The sequence below is a fragment of the Streptomyces sp. AM6-12 genome (assembly GCF_044327085.1).
Taxonomy (GTDB): Bacteria; Actinomycetota; Actinomycetes; order Streptomycetales; family Streptomycetaceae; genus Streptomyces.
Genome location: NZ_JBIQWN010000001.1, coordinates 5,536,734 through 5,554,946, shown reverse-complemented (window position 1 = coordinate 5,554,946; position 18,213 = coordinate 5,536,734). Strand labels below are relative to the sequence as shown.

At 70.2% G+C, this 18,213-nt stretch carries 13 protein-coding genes and 1 pseudogene; 6 read left to right on the top strand and 8 right to left on the bottom strand.

The features are described 5' to 3' along the window. Positions 1–57: 57 nt before the first annotated feature. Positions 58–3,141, bottom strand: coding sequence for an excinuclease ABC subunit UvrA (uvrA, locus tag ACE4Q9_RS25230; protein ID WP_397986519.1), 3,084 nt, complete (start codon positions 3,139–3,141; stop codon positions 58–60). Between the two features lie 224 nt (positions 3,142–3,365). Between uvrA and ACE4Q9_RS25225 the strand changes: the two genes are divergently transcribed. The 5 genes from ACE4Q9_RS25225 to ACE4Q9_RS25205 all read left to right on the top strand — a co-directional run bounded on the left by ACE4Q9_RS25225 (position 3,366) and on the right by ACE4Q9_RS25205 (position 7,699). Then, complete coding sequence (locus ACE4Q9_RS25225; RefSeq protein WP_397986518.1) at positions 3,366–4,052, top strand: maleylpyruvate isomerase family mycothiol-dependent enzyme; 687 nt, start codon at positions 3,366–3,368, stop codon at positions 4,050–4,052. Positions 4,053–4,171: 119 nt separating this feature from the next. Further along, a complete protein-coding gene (locus tag ACE4Q9_RS25220) occupies positions 4,172–4,828 on the top strand; it encodes an MBL fold metallo-hydrolase (protein WP_397986517.1) in 657 nt (218 codons plus the stop codon). Positions 4,829–5,157: 329 nt separating this feature from the next. Next, positions 5,158–6,042, top strand: coding sequence for an ABC transporter substrate-binding protein (locus ACE4Q9_RS25215; RefSeq protein WP_397986516.1), 885 nt, complete (start codon positions 5,158–5,160; stop codon positions 6,040–6,042). Beyond that, positions 6,039–6,950, top strand: coding sequence for an amino acid ABC transporter permease (locus tag ACE4Q9_RS25210; protein WP_397986515.1), 912 nt, complete (start codon positions 6,039–6,041; stop codon positions 6,948–6,950). The genes ACE4Q9_RS25215 and ACE4Q9_RS25210 overlap by 4 nt, the downstream gene beginning before the upstream one ends. Further along, positions 6,947–7,699, top strand: coding sequence for an amino acid ABC transporter ATP-binding protein (locus tag ACE4Q9_RS25205; protein WP_397986514.1), 753 nt, complete (start codon positions 6,947–6,949; stop codon positions 7,697–7,699). The genes ACE4Q9_RS25210 and ACE4Q9_RS25205 overlap by 4 nt, the downstream gene beginning before the upstream one ends. A 31-nt stretch (positions 7,700–7,730) precedes the next feature. Here ACE4Q9_RS25205 and aroQ read toward each other — a convergent pair whose 3' ends face one another. Then, positions 7,731–8,204 carry a type II 3-dehydroquinate dehydratase gene (aroQ, locus tag ACE4Q9_RS25200; RefSeq protein WP_397986513.1) on the bottom strand — a complete coding sequence of 158 codons (474 nt, stop codon included), beginning with the start codon at positions 8,202–8,204 and terminating at the stop codon, positions 7,731–7,733. A gap of 175 nt (positions 8,205–8,379) precedes the next feature. Between aroQ and ACE4Q9_RS25195 the strand changes: the two genes are divergently transcribed. Further along, a complete protein-coding gene (locus tag ACE4Q9_RS25195; protein WP_397986512.1) occupies positions 8,380–9,696 on the top strand; it encodes an MFS transporter in 1,317 nt (438 codons plus the stop codon). On the opposite strand, the gene ACE4Q9_RS25190 is transcribed toward ACE4Q9_RS25195, so the two are convergent. The 6 genes and pseudogenes from ACE4Q9_RS25190 to ACE4Q9_RS25165 form a co-directional block, all read right to left on the bottom strand. Beyond that, on the bottom strand, positions 9,686–10,786 hold the full coding sequence (locus ACE4Q9_RS25190) for a calcium:proton antiporter (protein WP_397986511.1): 1,101 nt from the start codon (positions 10,784–10,786) through the stop codon (positions 9,686–9,688). The two genes, ACE4Q9_RS25195 and ACE4Q9_RS25190, sit on opposite strands and share 11 nt — an antisense overlap. 201 nt (positions 10,787–10,987) lie before the next feature. Further along, positions 10,988–11,992 carry a TerC family protein gene (locus tag ACE4Q9_RS25185; protein ID WP_397986510.1) on the bottom strand — a complete coding sequence of 335 codons (1,005 nt, stop codon included), beginning with the start codon at positions 11,990–11,992 and terminating at the stop codon, positions 10,988–10,990. A 225-nt stretch (positions 11,993–12,217) separates the two neighbouring features. After that, a pseudogene (locus ACE4Q9_RS25180) lies at positions 12,218–14,088 on the bottom strand (TerD family protein). Positions 14,089–14,141: 53 nt separating this feature from the next. Beyond that, positions 14,142–14,720, bottom strand: a complete 579-nt coding sequence (locus tag ACE4Q9_RS25175; RefSeq protein ID WP_397986509.1) for a TerD family protein — start codon at positions 14,718–14,720, stop codon at positions 14,142–14,144. A gap of 171 nt (positions 14,721–14,891) precedes the next feature. Then, the gene (gene uvrB / locus ACE4Q9_RS25170; protein ID WP_397986508.1) at positions 14,892–17,039 is read right to left on the bottom strand and encodes an excinuclease ABC subunit UvrB; all 2,148 of its coding nucleotides are present in this window, start codon (positions 17,037–17,039) and stop codon (positions 14,892–14,894) included. Between the two features lie 40 nt (positions 17,040–17,079). After that, positions 17,080–17,958, bottom strand: coding sequence for an MHYT domain-containing protein (locus tag ACE4Q9_RS25165; protein WP_397986507.1), 879 nt, complete (start codon positions 17,956–17,958; stop codon positions 17,080–17,082). Positions 17,959–18,213 lie beyond the last annotated feature (255 nt).

Here is an 18,213-nt window from a genome sequence, read left to right as displayed (position 1 = left end):
AGAACGAACGGCGCCCCGCGGGGAGTTCCCGCGGGGCGCCGTACTTTTGACCGGATGTCAGGCTTTGCTCGCCCGCGTCGTCTTCTTCGCGGGCGTCGCCTTCTTCGCGGCCGTCTTCGCCGCAACGGTCTTCGTCGCAGCCGTCTTCTTCGTGGCCGGGGTGGCCTTCTTGGTCGCCGTGTTGTTGGCCTTGGCCGTCACCGTCTTCTTCGCCGCCGTCCCGGCCGCGGCGGTCTTCCTGGTGGCGGCCGTCTTCCTGGTCGCGCGCGGCGCCTTCACGGTCTCCGCGTCGCTGACCCGGTCGGCGCCGAGGATCTCGCGCAGGAACTTGCCGGTGTGGCTGGCCGGGACCGCGGCGACCTCCTCGGGTGTGCCCTCGGCGACCACCAGGCCACCGCCGGCGCCGCCCTCGGGGCCCATGTCCACGAGCCAGTCGGCGGTCTTGATCACGTCGAGGTTGTGCTCGATGACGATGACCGTGTTGCCCTTGTCGACCAGGCCGCCGAGCACCTTCAGCAGCTTGCTGATGTCCTCGAAGTGCAGACCGGTGGTCGGCTCGTCAAGGACGTAGACCGTGCGCCCGGTGGAGCGCTTCTGCAACTCGCTGGCGAGCTTGACGCGCTGGGCCTCGCCGCCGGAGAGCGTGGTGGCGGACTGCCCGAGCCGGACGTAGCCGAGGCCGACGTCGTGCAGCGTCTTCAGGTGGCGGGAGATCGCCGGGACCGCCTCGAAGAAGTGCATGGCTTCCTCGATCGGCATGTTCAGCACTTCGGCGATGGACTTGCCCTTGTAGTGGACCTCCAGGGTCTCCCGGTTGTACCGGGCGCCGTGGCAGACCTCGCACGGGACGTAGACGTCCGGGAGGAAGTTCATCTCGATCTTGATGGTGCCGTCGCCCGCGCAGTTCTCGCAGCGGCCGCCCTTGACGTTGAAGGAGAAGCGGCCGGGCAGGTAGCCGCGGACCTTGGCCTCGGTGGTCTCGGCGAACAGGCGGCGGACGTGATCGAAGACGCCGGTGTAGGTCGCCGGGTTGGACCGCGGGGTGCGGCCGATCGGCGACTGGTCGACATGGACGACCTTGTCCACCAGGTCGTCGCCCGCCACGCGCGTGTGGCGGCCGGGGACGGTGCGCGCGCCGTTCAGCTCGCGCGCCAGGTGGGTGTACAGGATGTCGTTGACCAGCGTGGACTTGCCGGATCCGGAGACGCCCGTGACGGCCGTGAACACGCCCAGCGGGAAGGACACGTCGATGTCCTGGAGGTTGTTCTCGCGGGCGCCGTGCACGGTGAGCTGGCGGGAGGGGTCGCGGGGGCGCCGGACGTCCGGGAGCGGGATGGCCTTGCGGCCGGAGAGGTAGGCGCCGGTTTGCGACTCGGTGTTAGTGAGCAGTTCCTTCAGGGAGCCGCTGTGCACCACCTTGCCGCCGTGCTCACCGGCGCCGGGGCCGATGTCCACCACCCAGTCGGCGACCTTGATGGTGTCCTCGTCATGCTCCACGACGATGAGGGTGTTGCCCATGTCGCGCAGCCGGACCAGGGTCTCGATCAGCCGGTGGTTGTCGCGCTGGTGCAGACCGATGGAGGGTTCGTCCAGCACGTACAGAACGCCGACCAGGCCGGAGCCGATCTGGGTGGCCAGGCGGATGCGCTGGGCCTCGCCGCCGGAGAGGGTGCCGGCCGCGCGGTTGAGCGAGAGGTAGTCCAGGCCGACGTCGACCAGGAAGCGCAGTCGCTCGTTGACCTCCTTCAGCACGCGTTCGGCGATCTTCTTGTCGCGGGCGCTCAGCTTCAGCTCGCGCAGGAAGTCCGCACAGTCGCTGATGGACATCGCCGAGACCTCGGCGATCGACTTCCCCATGATGGTGACGGCGAGGACGATCGGCTTGAGGCGGGTGCCCTCGCAGGAGGGGCAGGGCACCTCGCGCATGTAGCCCTCGAAGCGCTCGCGGCTGGCGTCGCTCTCGGCCTCGCTGTGCCGGCGCTTGACGAAGGGCACAGCGCCCTCGAAGGGCGTGGTGTAGACCCGCTCGCGGCCGTACCGGTTGCGGTAGCGCACCTCGATCTGGGTCTTGTGGCCATTGAGCAGGGCCTTCTTGGCGCGCTGCGGCAGGCCCGCGAACGGGATGTCCGTACGGAAGCCGAGCGCGTCCGCGAGAGCGCCGATCAGGCGGCCGAAGTAGTCCTTGGTGTGTCCGTGCGACCAGGGGTGGATGGCGCCTTCGTCCAGGGACTTGTCGGGGTCCGGGACGATCAGCTCGGGGTCGACCTCCATGCGGGTGCCGATGCCGGTGCACTCGGGGCATGCGCCGAAGGGCGAGTTGAAGGAGAAGGAGCGCGGCTCCAGCTCCTCGAACGACAGGTCGTCGTACGGGCAGTACAGGTGCTCCGAGTACATGCGCTCGCGCTCGGGGTCGTCCTCGGGGAGGTCCACGAAGTCGAGCACGACCATGCCGCCGGACAGGCCGAGGGCGGTCTCCACGGAGTCGGTGAGGCGGCGCTTGGCGGAGTCCTTCACCGTGAGGCGGTCGACGACCACCTCGATGGTGTGCTTCTCCTGCTTCTTCAGGATCGGCGGTTCGGACAGCTGGATGGTCTTGCCGTCCACGCGCGCGCGGGAGTAGCCCTTGGTCTGGAGGTCGGAGAAGAGGTCGACGAACTCTCCCTTGCGCTCGCGCACCAGCGGCGAGAGCACCTGGAAGCGGCTCCCCTCCGGCAGCTCCAGGACCTTGTCCACGATGGCCTGCGGCGACTGGCGCGAGATCGGGCGGCCGCACTCGGGGCAGTGCGGCTTGCCGATGCGCGCGAACAGCAGCCGCAGGTAGTCGTAGACCTCGGTGATGGTGCCGACGGTCGAGCGGGGGTTGCGCGAGGTCGACTTCTGGTCGATGGAGACCGCCGGGGACAGGCCCTCGATGAAGTCGACGTCCGGCTTGTCCATCTGTCCGAGGAACTGCCGTGCGTACGAGGAAAGCGACTCCACGTAGCGCCGCTGGCCCTCGGCGAAGATCGTGTCGAAGGCCAGGGAGGACTTGCCCGACCCGGACAGACCCGTGAAGACGATGAGCGAGTCACGAGGCAGGTCGAGCGAGACATTCTTCAAGTTGTGCTCGCGCGCGCCACGGACGATGAGACGGTCGGCCACGCCGGTCCGCACCTTTCTTGGGAGAAGTGACAGGGGCGAAGCCCCCGTGCTTCTTCACACTAGGGGGAGCCACTGACAACGCCGGTCGGATTGCCCGGTTGCATAACAATCCCCGGCCTTCCAGCATGCCCGACGCCACCTTCGACCATATAGCACGCGCATTCGAATAACGGGCGAGCTTTGCCAGCTTCACCCGAACGTGTGGCGCGGCTAGGGTCGGACCCATGATTGATCACGCTCATGACCTGGCATGTGTACGTGACGCGACCGAGCGGCTGCTCAACGCGGTCGCACAACTGGACAACGCCTCACTCGCCGAGCCGTCACGGCTTCCCGGCTGGAGCCGCGGTCATGTCCTCGCCCACCTCGCCCGCAACGCGGACGCGCTCGTGAACGTCCTCGAGGGCCGCCCCATGTACGCGAGCGCCGAGGCGCGGGACGCGGACATCGACAGCGGCGCCGCGCGCCCCCTGGAGACCCAGCTCGCCGACCTGCGCGAGACGGCGGACCGGTTCCGGACGGCGGGGGACGCGCCCGCGGACTGGACGCGCACGGTGGAACTGCGCAACGGGGTCACCGACGACGCGGCGCGGGTGCCGTTCCGCCGGTGGGGCGAGGTGGAGCTGCACCATGTGGACCTCGGGATCGGGTACGAGCTGGAGGACCTGCCCGCCGAGTTCCTGGAGCGCGAGACCGACTTCCTGGCCCGGCGCTTCTCCGGTAATCCCGACGTCCCCGCGACCCGCGTCACGGACGGCACGCACGCGTGGACCACGGGCAGGCCCGCGGACAAGCCCGAGATCACCGTCTCGGGCACCCCGGCCGACGTGGTCGGCTGGCTCGCCGGCCGCCGCGACGGTTCCGCCCTGACGACGGACGGCGGTGACCTGCCGAAGCTCCCGCCGCTGTAGGTTTCGAACGCGTGGCGCGGCGGAGCGGTCGCGGGCGCCGAGACGGAAGTGGCGGGCGGGACAGCGCTCGATCGTCGGTGAGGCGTCGCTCCCCGCCCGGACGGCATAGGCTGATCGTCATGACGTACACGGGCGAGGTCAGGGTCGGCGGGCCGGCGGATGTGCACGAGCTCAAGGACCTGATGATCACGAAGATCGCGGTCGGGCCGATGGACAACAACGCTTATCTGCTGCGCTGCCGGGCCACCGACGAGCAGCTTCTGATCGATGCCGCGAACGAGCCGCGGACGCTCCTGGGAATGATCGGTGACGACGGCATCGCGTCCGTCGTCACCACCCACCAGCACGGCGACCACTGGCAGGCGCTCGCCGAGGTCGTGGCCGCGACGGGCGCGCGCACGTACGCCGGCCGCGAGGACGCGCCCGGCATCCCGGTGCCCACCGACGTGCTCGTGGACGACGGCGACGTCATCCGGGTGGGACAGGTGGAACTCACCGCGCGCCACCTCGTGGGGCACACACCGGGCTCCATCGCGCTGGTCTACGACGACCCGCACGGCCATCCGCACGTCTTCACCGGCGACTGCCTCTTCCCAGGCGGCGTCGGCAACACGCGCAAGGACCCGGAGGCGTTCGCCAGTCTGATCCACGACGTGGAGACGAAGATCTTCGACGCGCTGCCGGACGAGACCTGGGTCTATCCGGGACACGGCGACGACACCACGCTCGGCGCCGAGCGCCCGCATCTGCCGGAGTGGCACGCGCGCGGGTGGTGAACCCCGGCCGCTCATAAGGGGCGTGCCGTACGCCCGGCACGGACGCCGTCCCGCACCCCGTGTGAACGTTTCGCACGCGCCAGGCACACGCGCACGCTCCCCCAGAGCCGGTGGGGCGCGGTCAACTGGTGGCATCCCCGCTCGGGTTGACGGCTCCCGAGTGGCGGGGGCCGCCGGTCTGCCCACCCCACCCTGGCCCGGCGGCCCGGCCAGGGCCCGTGCGCGGCCGTCCGGGCCCGCGTTCACACAGCCGCAACACCCGCTCCCACTATACGGACAAAAATGGTCGTGACCTCGACAAAGACCGAGTTCACTGCCACTCTCCCGCCATGCACCTCGCCCCTCGCACAGTGCGCCGCGCGGTAGCGGCCGCCACCCTCGCCCTGCTCGCCACCGCCGCCGGCTGCGCCCCGCAGCCCGAGGCGAAGTCACCGGCCACCGGCGCCGGTTCGTCCGGCACGAGCTGCGCCAAGGGCAAGCTGGCCACGAAGACGTCCGGAAGGCTGACCATCGCGACGGACGAACCCGCGTACGAGCCCTGGTTCCAGGACGACAAGCCCGCCAACGGCAAGGGCTTCGAGTCCGCGGTCGCCTACGCGGTGGCCCGGCAGCTCGGATACGGCAAGGACGCGGTGGTCTGGCAGAGCGTGCCCTTCAACAAGGCGTTCGCGCCCGGTGTGAAGACCTTCGACTTCGACATCAACCAGGTTTCGATCAGCGCCGAACGCAAAAAGGCCGTCGACTTCTCCTCCGGCTATTACGACGTGCGCCAGGCCGTCATCGCGCTCAAGGGCGGCAAGGCCGCGAAGGCGACGAGCATCGCGGACCTGCGCGACCTCAAACTGGGCGCCCAGGTGGGCACCACCAGCCTCGACTACATCACCGACGTGGTGAAGCCGAAGCAGGATCCCGCCGTCTACGCCAAGAACGACCAGGCCAAGTCGGCTCTGAAGAACGGTCAGGTCGACGCCGTCGTCACCGATCTGCCGACGGCGTTCTACATCACCTCGGCCGAGGTGACGGACGCCAGGATCGTCGGTCAGTTCGAGAACCAGGGCGGCACGCCCGAGCAGTTCGGCCTGGTGCTCGACAAGGGCAGCGCGCTGACTCCGTGCGTGAGCCGCGCCGTGGACGCCCTGCGCAAGAACGGCACGCTGGCGCGGCTCGACCAGCAGTGGCTGTCCGACGCCGTCGGCGCCCCGGTGCTCAAGTGACCGTCACCGAGGGCGAGTCCGCGCGGGAAGGGGCCGACGACGAGGACGGCATGCCCGGCGACGATTACGTGCCCTCCGAGCGACGGCTGGAGCGCGAACGCCACAAGCGGGCACGGGCCCGCCGCGCGACGGCCGTCGCGGCGCTGTCCACCCTGGTCACCGCCGCCGTGCTCTACCTGGTCGTGGTCGACGCGCCGGGCTGGCCGCGCACCAAGGAGACGTTCTTCAGCGCCCAGTACGCGCGCGAGGCGCTGCCCAAGGTCCTCGAAGGACTGTGGCTGAACGTCCGCCTGCTGGTGATCTGCGGCATCGCCGTCCTGGTCCTCGGCATGCTGATCGCGATCGCGCGGACCCTGCGCGGCCCGGTGTTCTTCCCCCTGCGCGTGCTGGCGGCGGCGTACACCGACTTCTTCCGCGGACTGCCGCTGATCATCAATCTGATGATCGTGGTCCTGGGCGTGCCCGCGCTGCGGCTCCAGGGCGTCACGGTCGATCCGGTACTGCTCGGCGGTACGGCGCTGACGCTGACGTACTCGGCGTACGTCGCCGAGGTGTTCCGGGCCGGCATCGAGTCGATCCACCCCTCCCAGCGCGCGGCCGCCCGCTCCCTGGGCCTGACCAACCGCCAGGCCCTGCGCTACGTGGTGCTTCCGCAGGCCGTGCGCCGGCAGGTGCCGCCGCTGCTCAACGACCTGGTGTCGCTCCAGAAGGACACCGGTCTGGTGTCGATCGGCGGCGCGGTGGACGCCGTACGGGCGGCCGACATCATCGTGGGCCGCAGCCTGAACTACACGCCGTACATCGTGGCGGGCCTCGTGTTCGTGGCGCTGACCATTCCGATGACCCGCTTCACGGACTGGGTGACGGCCCGGCTGGACCGGCGGCGGGAACAGGGGGGATCCCTATGAGCGACGCGTCCGTGCTGCGCATGGAGTCGGTCCGCAAGACCTTCGGCGGCTCGGTGGTCCTGCGGGACGTCGACCTGGAGGTCGCTCCGCACACGGTGACCGCGCTGATCGGCGCCTCCGGGTCCGGGAAGTCGACGCTGCTGCGGTGCGCCAACCTCCTGGAGGAGATCGACGACGGCGCGATCTGGCTGGACGGCGAGGAGATCACCGATCCGCGGACCGACCAGGACGCGGTGCGGCGCAGGATCGGCGTGGTCTTCCAGGCGTACAACCTCTTCCCGCACATGACCGTGCTGGACAACATCACGCTCGCCCCGCGCCGGGTGCACGGCGTCGGTCGCGCCGAGGCCGAGGAGCGGGCCAGGGGGCTGCTGGAGCGTCTCGGGCTGGCCGGCAAGGCGGACGCCTACCCGGACCGGCTCAGCGGCGGCCAGCAGCAGCGCGTGGCGATCGTACGGGCCCTCGCCGTGCGGCCCCGGCTGTTGCTGCTGGACGAGATCACGGCCGCGCTCGACCCCGAACTGGTCGGCGAAGTGCTGGAGGTGGTCCGGGGGCTGAAGGCCGAGGGCATGACCATGGTGCTGGCCACCCATGAGATGGGCTTCGCGCGGGACGTCGCCGACCAGGTGTGCTTCCTGGACGGCGGCGTCGTCCTCGAACGTGGCACCGCGGAGCAGGTGTTCGGGGACCCGCGGCAGGAACGCACCCGGCGTTTCTTGCGGCGGATCGTCGACGCGGGCCGCCTGTAGGGCCGCCGCGGGGCGCCTCCTGGGCGCGGGGCTATGCGTCGGCCCGCGCCGCGCCCAGGAGGGTCACGACGCGCTCGACGCCGAACGCGTAGCCCTGCACGCCGCAGCCCGCGATCACGCCGTCGGCGCGCAGGGAGACGTACGAGTGGTGCCGGAACGACTCGCGCCGGTGGATGTTGGAGATGTGCACCTCGATGACAGGCATGCCGTCGCAGGTGTTGAGCGCGTCCAGGATCGCCACCGAAGTGTGGGAGTAGGCGCCGGGGTTGACGACGATCCCGCAGTGGCCCAGGCGTGCCTCGTGGATCCAGTCCACCAGTTCGCCCTCGTGGTTGGACTGCCGGAAGTCGATCGTGCCTCCGTGCGCGGCCGCCGCCTTGGCGCACAGGGCCTCGACGTCGGCGAGGGTCTCCTTGCCGTAGATCTCCGGCTGGCGCTGGCCCAGCAGGTTCAGGTTCGGCCCGTTGAGGATCATGATCGGGGCGTTGGCCAGGGTGCGGGGCACGGTTCCTCCGGTCGTTCCGGGCGGTGCGTCGGCGACCGCCGCTCGTCCCCGGTCTATCACGGCTCCGGCGCGCGCTCCGACTCCGTGCCCCACTCGCCCCGGTCGCGCGCTTCGACCACGCGGTCACCCCTGTACGCCCCCGTAACCCACGATCACAGCGGGTAGTTGAAACGCCATGTACGACGTACGCCCTGTCACCAGGGTCTCTCTGCCGCGCCTCGCCGCCGCCTCCCTCGCCGGTAGCGCGGTCGAGTTCTACGACTTCTACGCCTACGGGACCGCGGCGGCACTGGTCCTCGGGCCGCTGTTCTTCCCCTCGTTCTCGCCGGCCACCGGGACGCTCGCGGCGTTCGCGACCTTCGGCGTGGGTTTCGTGGCCAGACCGCTGGGCTCGGTGCTGTTCGGGCACCTCGGGGACCGGCGCGGGCGCCGCCCGGTGCTCATCGCCTCACTGCTGCTCACCAGCGCCTCGACGATCGCGGTGGGCTGTGTGCCCTCGTACGCCTCGATCGGCATGGCCGCGCCCGTGCTGCTCCTGATGCTGCGGTTCCTGCAAGGGCTCGGGCTCGGCGGCGAGTGGGGTGGGGCCGTCCTGCTCACCGTCGAGCACGCCCCCGCCGGACGGCGCGCCCTGTGGTCCAGCATTCCGCAACTGGGGCCCGCGATCGGCTTCATGCTCGCCAACGGGGTGATGCTGGCACTGTCCTCCGGGCTCTCCGAAGCGCAGTTCGCGCAGTGGGGCTGGCGGGTGCCGTTCTGGTCGGCCGCCGTGCCCGCGCTGGCCGGGCTGTGGCTGCGTTCGTCGCTCGCCGAGAGCCCCCGGTTCCTGGAGATCGACGACCACCCGCGCGTGCCCCTCATGGAGGTCGTACGGCATCACAGACGGCCGGTGCTGCTGGCCGCGGGGGCGCTGTCCGCCGGGTACGCGGTGTTCTACGCGGTGACCACCTGGTCGCTGTCGTACGCGACGGAACGGCTGGAGGTGAGCCGGAGTGTCATGCTGACCTGTGTCATGGCGGCGGTGCTCGTGCAGGCCCCGCTCATCCCCGCCGCGGCGATGCTGGGCGACCGCTACGGGCGCCGGCCGATGTGCGTGACCGGATGCGCGGCCTGCGCGCTGTGGATGCTGCCCATGGTCTCGCTGCTGGCGAGCGGCGAGCCGCTGCTGATGTTCCTCGGGATGCTGGGCGCCCTGCTCGCCTTCGTCACCGTGTTCGCGGTGGTCTCCGCCTATCTGCCGGAGCTCTTCGACGCGCGGGTGCGCTGCACGGGCGCCGCGGTGGGTTACAACCTCGGCGGGGTGTTCGGCGGCGCGCTCACCCCCATCGTGGCCACGGCGCTCGCGCAGGGCGGCGGACGCGTTCCCTGGGGCGTGGGCGGCTATCTGACCGGTATGGCGCTGCTCAGCCTGGGGTGCTTCGCGCTGCTGCCGGAGACGAACCCGGCGCCCGTACCGGCGGTGGAGACGGTGGCCGGCCCGGTCAGGGGTTGATCGCCAGCTCCAGGTAGGCCGCGAACAGCACCAGGTGGACTCCGCCCTGCAAGGGGGTGGCCCGGCCCGGCACCACGGTCAGCGAGGCGACCACCACCGTCAGCGCGAGCAGCAGCATATGGACGGGGTCGAGGCCGAGGACGAGCGGTCCGGGCAGCCAGATGGAGGCCAGCGCCACGGCCGGGATGGTCAGTCCGATGCTGGCCATCGCAGAGCCGAGCGCGAGGTTGAGGCTGGTCTGCACACGGTCCCGGCGCGCGGCGCGCAACGCGGCGATGGTCTCCGGGAGGAGCACGAGCAGGGCGATGATCACACCGACGACGGCCTGGCGCAGGCCCGCCGCCGCCACGCCCGTCTCGATGGCGGGCGACACGCCCTTGGCCAGGCCGACCACGCCGATCAGTGCCAGGGCGAGCATGGCGAGGCTGATCAGGGCGGTGCGCCTGGACGGGGGGCTGGCATGGTCCTCGCTGCTGATGACCTCGCCCTGCCGGGTGATGGGCAGGAAGTAGTCCCGGTGCCGCACTGTCTGGGTGGTCACGAACAGGCCGTAGAGGATCAGCGAGGACAGCGCGGCGAAGGTCAGCTGGAGCGTGGAGAACTCCGGCCCCGGCTTGCTGGTGGTGAAGGTCGGCAGCACCAGGCTCAGCGTGGCCAGGGTCGCGACCGTCGCGAGCGCGGCGCCGGACCCCTCGGGGTTGAAGACCGCGGTGCGGTGCCGGAGCGAGGCGGCGAGCAGGCAGATGCCGACGATGCCGTTGCAGGTGATCATCACGGCGGCGAAGACGGTGTCCCTGGCCAGGGTGGAGCTCTTGTCGCCGCCGTCGGCCATCAGCGTGACGATCAGCGCCACCTCGATGACCGTGACGGCGATGGCCAGGACCAGGGAACCGAGGGGTTCGCCGATGCGGTGGGCGATCACTTCGGCGTGGTGCACCGCCGCGAGGACGGAGCCGGCGAGCACCACTGTCACCAGGGCGATGACCGGGCCGGGCATGGTTCGGTGCCAGGTGAGGATCAGCAGGACGACCGCGAGCACCGGCACGGGGATCGTCCATCGCCGGGCGAGCGATCGCAGCCAAGTGATCATGCCGCGATGGTCGCAGAGAGCCACATGGTTCGCATTCTGTCCGTTCCGGATGCTTCCGTCCCTTCTTCGCAGCGCCCGGCATCGGCTCGGGCCGGGTGCCGCGTGTCCGATCGTGTCCGGCGGAGGGGCCTCCGCGAGCGGAGGCCCCTCCGTGGGTGGCGGCCCTTACGAGCCGTGCGAGCCAGCCGTGCGAGCCGACCGTCAGATGTCCACGGACTCCTTCTTCTCGGCGCCTTCCGTGTCGGCGCCCGCATCTGCGGCCGCCTGCTTCCTGGAGGCCATGAGGCTGGTGACCGTGGTGATGACCAGGACGCCGCAGATCACGCCGAGCGAGACCGGGATGCTGATCTCGGGTACCGGGACGCCCGACTCGTGCAGGGCGTGCAGCACGAGCTTCACGCCGATGAAGCCGAGGATGACCGACAGGCCGTACGAGAGGTGGACCAGCTTCTTCAGCAGGCCGCCGAGGAGGAAGTACAGCTGGCGCAGGCCCATCAGCGCGAAGGCGTTGGCGGTGAAGACGATGTACGGGTCCTGGGTCAGGCCGAAGATGGCGGGGATCGAGTCCAGGGCGAACAGGATGTCGGTGGTGCCGATGGCGAGCATCACGACCAGCATCGGGGTCATGATCCGCTTGCCGTTCTGCCGGATCCACAGCTTGGTGCCGTGGTACCGGTCGGCGACGCCGAACCTGCGCTCCGCGGCCTTCAGCAGCCGGTTCTCCTCGAACTCCTCCTCGCTCTCGTCGTCGGCGCGGGCTTCCTGGACGAGCTTCCAGGCGGTCCATATGAGGAAGGCGCCGAAGAGGTAGAACACCCAGGAGAAGCTGGTGACGATCGCGGCTCCGGCGGCGATGAACACCGCTCGCAGCACCAGGGCTATGAGGACGCCGATGAGCAGGACGCGCCGTTGATAGAGGGCGGGAACCGCGAACTTCGTCATGATCAGCACGAAGATGAAGAGGTTGTCGACGCTCAGCGACTTCTCGGTGATGTAGCCCGCGAAGAACTCTCCGGCCGGCTGTCCGCCGCCGAAGACGAGAAGGCCGAGGCCGAAGAGACCGGCCAGAACGATCCAGACGACGGTCCAGATGCCCGCTTCCTTGATCGAGACCTCATGGGGCTTGCGCCCGACGAGGAAGTCGAAGCCGATCAGGGCGGCAAGGCCCACGATGGTCAGGACCCACAGGGTCATCGAAACTTCCACGGCAACCTCCGGCATTTCGAGATGGCAAGCACATATGCGTTGTCACTGCCGGAGGTCTCTTCCACCCGCACGGGGGCCGACGCCCCGGGACCGGAACCGGTCCGTACTGACGGGTGCGCCGCAGTCAGGGAGTACTCCCCTCCGCACGGAAAACAGTACCCCAATGGCCAAGCATTGGTAAAGAAGAACGCAAAGAAAAGATCAAATCCCCAGCTCGGATCGCCTTTACCTGTACTTGGTCCGATCGGCGGCGACCACGCCGAGCACCTGCTCCACGATCCGGCTGCCGGCTGGCGCGAGCGCGGGCTCGAAGGTCCAGGCATGACCCACCCAGGGGTCGGCGAAGTGCTCGTCGGGGACGGGCGTGAGGCGCATCAGCGAGCGCCACAGCGGGTCCGGCAGGGGGCCGTAGGCGGCGGCGTCCGTGCGGTCCGCCACCAGCAGAAGGTGTACGCCGACGGCCGGGCCCTCGTCCGCCAGGTAGCGCAGCCGCGTGACGGACCGGTCGTCGAAGCCGTGCGGGAAGTCGTTGACGATCAGCAGCTGCTGCGCGGTGTCCACATCGTCCGGCAGCGACGCGGCCACGCCGCCTCGCGTCGCCATCCGCACCAGATCGACCCGTCGGGTGAGCCGTTCCAGCACCTCCTTGACGCCCGCCGCCCCGGTCGCGGGCGGCGCCGCGAGTACTCCGGCGCCGGTCAGCGGCCACAGCGCACGTGCGCCCGCGCCGGCCGGGTCGATGACCCGTACGGCGAACTCTCCCGCCGGATGCGCGGCGAGCAGTCGCGCCGCGAGCGTCACCGCCGCCTCCATGGCCGACCACCGCGGCGCGTCCGAGGCCGTGAAGGAATGTCCGGGCATGTCCGCGGCCCCGCTGTCGATCCACAGACCGTGTTCCAGCGGCAGCCTGACCAGCAGCGGGATGCGCAACGGCAGGCTCTCGGGCAGATGCAGTTCACCGAGCCGAAGCGCCATCGGCGGCTCGGTGGGCACACGGTAGCCGTGCCAGACGGGGCTGTCCCAGCGGGCGTAGGCGGGCGGGAGCGCCGGTTCCACCACCTCGGATTCCGCGGTCAGCTGGGCGAGGTCGCGGTCGAGGGCGGCGCGCGCCCGATCGGCCAGTTGGTCCGGCGGGTCCGGGCCGCCTCGCGCGCGGCCGCGTTCCCGTCGCCGAGGCGGGCGCGCGGGTCGGCGAGGGCCTGGTCGAGTTCCTTCTCCAGACGGGTGTCGGCGAATTCGACGGCGCTGCGGTACGCGGCCGTGGTGCGCGCCAGGTCCTCGAACATGCCCCAGACCTGGTTGTACAGCCGCTCCTGCATCGACCAGCCCACGGCGTCGCCCGCGACCGGCGGGGCGGGCTGTCCTTCGGCGGCCGGGGAGGCCACCGGACGGGGCGGGGGCGGGGCGGTGTGCCGTGTGCGGCGGGGATGCGCGTAGTCGACCGGCCCGTCGGCGGCAGGTGCGTCCTCTGGCTCCGGCGGGTCGTAGGGGCTGCCGCGGCCCGCGTCGTCCGCGCGGTGCGTGTGATGGTCGTACGCGGCCGCGGGGCCGGAAGTCGTCGTTCCGTGTATGACGGTGGCGAGCGTGTCGGGCTCGGGCAGGCCGTGGTCGGCGAGGAGGGCCGGAAGGCCGTCGGCGTATCCCTGGCCCATCGCGCGGATCTTCCACGCGCCCTGTCTGCGGTACAGCTCCAGGGCGACGACGGCCGCCTCGGTGTCCAGGCCGGTGATGGTGTAGCGGGCGATCTCGGTGCCGTCGGGGCCGTGCACCGCGGTGTGCGGGGCGGGGACGGCGCCGAAGCGGTGCGGGCCCGTGGTCCCGGTGGGCAGGGCGAGGAAGACGCCGACCCGGTGGACGGCCTCCGGCACGGCTGACAGGTCCACGGCCAGGCGGTGTTCGGCGGCGGCCCGCCGGGGGACCTCGATGCCGGGGAGTGCGGGGGCGCCAGGGTGGGCGACCCTCTGGGGGCCGTGCACCGTGCCGTTCTCGTCGGCGAGCGTGACCCCGGCCAGGACCGGGGCTCCGGCCCGGATCCGGATCTCCAGCCGGACCCGGGACAGCGGATGGTTCTGCCCCCGCACCAGCTCGGCCGTCATCCCCGTCGCCCCCGTGCCGTGTTGTCGTAAGGCCCCGCCCGCCGGGCCCGCGTCTACAGGTGCGGCAGGATCGCCGGCATCAGGTCCTGGAAGGTGCGCCCGTTGGCGGCCGTACCGAGTGCGGTCATCGTCCAGCCCGAGCCCGCCCGGTGCACCTTGGCCATGATCTGGGCGGTGTACTCGCCGCCGCCGGCCAGCGTGTAGCGGGCGAGTTCCTGGCCGTTGGACTCGTCCACCAGACGGCAGGAAGCGTTCTCCACCTCCTGGAACGTCTGGCCCGTGAAGGAGTTCACGGTGAAGACGATCTGGTCGATGTGGACGGGGACGCGCTGGAGGTCAACGAGGATCGCCTCGTCGTCACCGCCCTGACCGGCGCCGCCCACCAGGTTGTCGCCGGTGTGGCGCACCGATCCGTCGTCGCTCACCAGGTGCCGGAAGAAGACGACGTCGACCGGCTGCTTCTCGGCGAAAAGCACCGCGGAGGCGTCCAGGTCGATCTCCTTGGTGCGCGAGCCGAACAGGCCCCGGCGCTTGGCCGCCTGCCAGCCCAGCCCCATACGGACCGCGGTGAGGGTGCCCCCGTCGTTCTTCTCCAGGCTGATGGCCTGACCCTTGGTCAAGTTGACGGACACGGCTGAATCCCCTCTCGAAGGTCCCCTGTTGCCGCGCATCGCACGGCTGATCAGAACCCTACGCAGGGGCACCGACACCGCCGAGCCCCGGCCCGCGCTTTGTGTCGGTGTTGCAACACTCCGCGTGTATGCCGAGGTCCGGCGGCATGTCCGGACGGTGTGTGTCCCGGATCAGGCGATGCCCGCCTCCCGCATCTGGCGCAGCTCCTTCTTCATCTCGGAGACCTCGTCGCGCAGCCGGGCCGCGATCTCGAACTGGAGCTCCGCGGCGGCGGCGCGCATGCGCTCGGTCATCTCCTCGATCTGTTCGGCGAGTTCGGCCGCCGGACGGTCCGTGGGCACCGCGGCCGCGGCCTTGCCCTTCGCACCCTTGGCCGCCTTGCCGCCCTTGGCCGCCTTGTCGCTCAGCGCGGGCACGGGGGCCTTGGCTCCCTTGCCGTCCTTCGACTTGCGGTAGCCGCTGCCGAGGAGCTGCTCGGTGTCGACCTCCTCGCGGGCGATCTGCGCGACGATGTCGTTGATCTTCTTGCGCAGCGGCTGCGGGTCGATGCCGTTCGCCTTGTTGTAGGCGATCTGCTTCTCACGGCGGCGGTTGGTCTCGTCGATGGCCCGCTCCATCGCCGGGGTGATCTTGTCGGCGTACATATGGACCTGGCCGGAGACATTGCGCGCCGCGCGGCCGATGGTCTGGATCAGCGAGGTGCCGGAGCGCAGGAAGCCCTCCTTGTCGGCGTCGAGGATCGCCACCAGGGAGACCTCGGGCAGGTCGAGGCCCTCGCGCAGCAGGTTGATGCCGACCAGGACGTCGTACTCACCGGCGCGCAGTTCGCGCAGCAGCTCCACGCGGCGCAGGGTGTCGACGTCGCTGTGCAGGTAGCGCACCTGGATGCCCAGTTCCAGGAAGTAGTCGGTGAGGTCCTCGGCCATCTTCTTGGTGAGCGTGGTGACCAGGACGCGCTCGTCGTTGTCGGTGCGCTTGCGGATCTCGTGCACCAAGTCGTCGATCTGGCCCTCGGTGGGCTTGACGACGACCTCGGGGTCGACCAGGCCGGTCGGGCGGATGATCTGCTCGACGACGCCGTCGGAGCGCGACAGCTCGTAGTTGCCCGGAGTGGCCGACAGATAGACGGTCTGGCCGATGCGCTCCTGGAACTCTTCCCACTTCAGGGGCCGGTTGTCCAGGGCGGAGGGCAGGCGGAAGCCGTGCTCCACGAGGGTGCGCTTGCGGGAGGCGTCGCCCTCGTACATCGCGCCGATCTGCGGGACGGTGACGTGCGACTCGTCGATGACGAGCAGGAAGTCGTCCGGGAAGTAGTCGAGCAGGGTGTTGGGCGGGGAACCGGGCGAGCGGCCGTCGAAGTGCATCGAGTAGTTCTCCACGCCGGAGCAGGTGCCGATCTGGCGGAGCATCTCGATGTCGTAGGTGGTGCGCATCCGCAGCCGCTGGGCCTCCAGGAGCTTGCCCTGCTTCTCCAGCTCGGCCAGGCGCTCGACCAGCTCCTTCTCGATGTCGTTGACGGCCCGCTCCATGCGTTCGGGGCCGGCGACGTAGTGGGAGGCCGGGAAGACGTAGAGCTGCTGGTCCTCGCTGATGATCTCGCCGGTGAGCGGGTGGAGCGTGGACAGCGCCTCGATCTCGTCGCCGAACATCTCGATGCGGACGGCGAGCTCCTCGTAGACCGGGAAGATCTCGATGGTGTCGCCGCGGACGCGGAAGGTGCCGCGGGTGAAGGCCAGGTCGTTCCGCGTGTACTGGATGTCGACGAAGCGGCGCAGCAGCTCGTCCCGGTCGACCTCGTCACCCACTCTGAGGGGGACCATGCGGTCCACGTACTCCTGCGGGGTGCCCAGGCCGTAGATACAGGACACGGAGGCGACCACGACGACGTCGCGGCGGGTGAGCAGCGAGTTGGTCGCCGAGTGGCGCAGCCGCTCTACCTCCTCGTTGATCGAGGAGTCCTTCTCGATGTAGGTGTCCGACTGAGGGACGTACGCCTCGGGCTGGTAGTAGTCGTAGTACGAGACGAAGTACTCGACCGCGTTGTTCGGGAGGAGCTCGCGGAACTCGTTGGCCAGCTGGGCGGCCAGGGTCTTGTTCGGCGCCATCACGAGGGTGGGGCGCTGGAGCTTCTCGATCATCCACGCAGTGGTGGCGGACTTGCCGGTGCCGGTCGCGCCCAGCAGGACGACGTCCTTCTCGCCGGCCTTGATGCGCTTGGCCAGCTCGGCGATGGCCGTCGGCTGGTCGCCGCTGGGCTGGTAGGAACTGACGACCTCGATGGGCGCCACCGAGCGTTCGATGTGGGAAACGGGCCGCATGTCATCAACCGTACGACCCCCCACTGACAACGGGGCCCGGTCAGCGGTTCTGCGGGGTGCGGGCGCCCTGCCGTACGGGCCCCCTGTCGGGGTGTCGGTGCAGGTGAGAGGCGCGGCGGGGGCCGGTGGGCGGGGTGAGGGAGGTCGCAGGGACACCAGGCGCGGACAGGGCGGGTGCCTGCTCGGGGCGGCGCAGGACCAGCATCGGGTCGAGGATCACGACGACACCGGCGAGGACCAGGAGGACGAGGGGGCCGAGCAGCATGGGGACGAGAGCGGAAGCGTCCGGTGTGTCGGCGGTGGACTCGGCGGTGCCGTCGAGGTGGACGGAGAGGGCGGCCATGGCCGTGTAGTGCATGCCGCTGACGGCAAGGCCCATCAGAAGGCTCGCCCCCACGCTGGGCAGCAGACCGCGGGCGCGTCCGGCGGCCCACAGGGCTGCGGTGACGGCGGCGACCGCGATGGCGACGGAGGCGACGACGGTGGGGGTGCTGTAGGCGAAGCTGCCGTGGAAGCGCATCCCGGCCATGCCGAGGTAGTGCATCGAGGCGAGGCCCAGCCCGGTGACGGTGCCACCGGTGAAGAGGGGCGCCCCGGTGGCGCCCCGGTAGCCGACGATGAAGACACCCACGCCGACCATGACGACGGCGAGCCCGAGGCTGGCGTAGGTGACCGGCTCGTCGTAGTGGACGGGGGCCCCTTCGATGCTGAAGCCCATCATGGCGACGAAGTGCATGGTCCAGGTGCCGCAGCCGAGCGCGGCGGCGCCGAGGGCCAGCCAGGCCGGTCGTCGCGAGTGTGTGACCAGCAGGGACCGGGTGATGCAGCGCAGCCCGAGGGCGCCGCCGAGGCAGGCCATCAGAAAGGCCACCAACGGGGTGACGGCCCCGTAGCCGAAACCGTCGACCGTGCCCTGCATCCGCGGCTGCCCTTCGCCCTCGTCCGTCCCGGAAACCCCGAAAATACGCGCCGTACCAGGACCGCGCGGGCGGCCGGGGTGTCGCTGAGAGTATGACTGCCACCGGACTGGTCGAACGACTTTCCGACAAAGAAACACGGCCTTGCCCCACTTGTGAGACACCGGTGAGCGCCAGGCGGCGTCTTACTGCCATATGTGACCTTCGTGCAGGCGCGTACCGTTGCCGCTCTGCTGTCACTCTGGTGCTGTCGGTTG

Bases quoted from the DNA above. Each gene is read 5' to 3' on its own strand.
- uvrB (WP_397986508.1), bottom strand. From the start codon at position 17,039: ATGCGGCCCGTTTCCCACATCGAACGCTCGGTGGCGCCCATCGAGGTC.
- ACE4Q9_RS25205 (WP_397986514.1), top strand. From the start codon at position 6,947: ATGAGCGACGCGTCCGTGCTGCGCATGGAGTCGGTCCGCAAGACCTTC.
- ACE4Q9_RS25220 (WP_397986517.1), top strand. From the start codon at position 4,172: ATGACGTACACGGGCGAGGTCAGGGTCGGCGGGCCGGCGGATGTGCAC.
- ACE4Q9_RS25195 (WP_397986512.1), top strand. From the start codon at position 8,380: ATGTACGACGTACGCCCTGTCACCAGGGTCTCTCTGCCGCGCCTCGCC.
- ACE4Q9_RS25215 (WP_397986516.1), top strand. From the start codon at position 5,158: ATGCACCTCGCCCCTCGCACAGTGCGCCGCGCGGTAGCGGCCGCCACC.
- ACE4Q9_RS25165 (WP_397986507.1), bottom strand. From the start codon at position 17,958: ATGCAGGGCACGGTCGACGGTTTCGGCTACGGGGCCGTCACCCCGTTG.
- ACE4Q9_RS25225 (WP_397986518.1), top strand. From the start codon at position 3,366: ATGATTGATCACGCTCATGACCTGGCATGTGTACGTGACGCGACCGAG.
- ACE4Q9_RS25190 (WP_397986511.1), bottom strand. From the start codon at position 10,786: ATGATCACTTGGCTGCGATCGCTCGCCCGGCGATGGACGATCCCCGTG.